Genomic DNA, 1,106 nt, shown 5'->3' with positions numbered 1-1,106 from the left:
CCTAGGGAGCGTATTCGGTTGTGATCAAGGGGTGGTCTTGGCGAGGTCCTTGATCCAGATCATTGCGCCGCGAAGCTGGAGGCCGGCGAGGTAGCTCTCGGGTGTCTTGTCGAACCGGGTGGCAATGCCCCGCCAGGCCTTCAGCTTGTTGATAAGGCGCTCGATGATGTTCCGCTCCTTGTACAGGTCGGCGTCGTGGCTGACGGGGCGGCCGCCGCCGCTGCCCTTCTTCTTCCGGCTGGCGGCTTGGTCCCTCTTCTCCGGGATGACCGCTTTGATGTGACGTTTGCGCAGGTAGGCGCGGTTGCCGCGGGACGAGTATGCCTTGTCTGCGGCGACCGCGCCGGGCCGGGTCCGAGGACGGCCGACCGGCCCGCGCACCCGGACCTTCTCCAGCACGGTGATGAACTGCGGGCTGTCGGCGGCCTGCCCTTCGGTCAGCACGAAGGCCAGCGGGCGGCACTTGCGCTCACCGGCGACGTGGACCTTGCTGCTCTGCCCGCCCCGGGAGCGCCCGAGCAGGGCCGCCTTCAGGCGGATCTTTCGCCTGCGTCGGACACGCCGCCGCTCGTCCCGCTTTGGGTCGTCCGTGGCGCCCTGCCCGTCTTGTCCCTCCGGGCCGCCCCCTTTTGCCGGGCCTTCTCCGCCTCCTCGGCGGCCTTCTCCAGGTCGGCGAGCGTGTCGGGGTCGAGGTGCATCCCAGCGGCGTCGTGATGGGCCCGGACGGTAGTGGAATCCACGCTGACCAGCGACAAGTCCACCTCACCCCGCCTCGCGGCCTCCGCGATCGCACCCTCCAGCAGGGCCTCGAACACCCCGGCGTCCCGCCACTGCCGGAAGCGGTTGTGGACCGTCGACCAGGCACCGAACTCGCCCGGCACCTCCCGCCACTGGCCGCCCGTCCGAAACCGCCAGATCACGCCCTCGAACTGCCGACACAGCCGCTCCGGGTACGGGCCGTACTCACCGATCGGCAGGTACGGCTCGATGAACTCCCACTCGGTGTCTGTCAGTTGTACTCGCGTCACACGCCACGGTCTACCGGATCAAGCGCGACCACAAGGGCGAAACCCGCAGATTGATCACAACCAGATACGCACCCTAGT

The 1,106-nt window shown here is 68.4% G+C and carries 1 pseudogene; it reads right to left on the bottom strand.

Annotated elements, in window-relative coordinates:
* Nucleotides 1-24: 24 nt before the first annotated feature.
* Nucleotides 25-1,028 (bottom strand): annotated as a pseudogene (locus tag OO48_RS37105) (IS5 family transposase).
* Nucleotides 1,029-1,106: the final 78 nt, after the last annotated feature.

This window comes from Kitasatospora phosalacinea, assembly GCF_000716545.1.
Classification (GTDB): Bacteria; Actinomycetota; Actinomycetes; order Streptomycetales; family Streptomycetaceae; genus Kitasatospora; species Kitasatospora phosalacinea.
The sequence above is the reverse complement of the archived record's forward strand: the minus strand, read 5'-3'. Positions and strand labels throughout refer to the sequence as shown.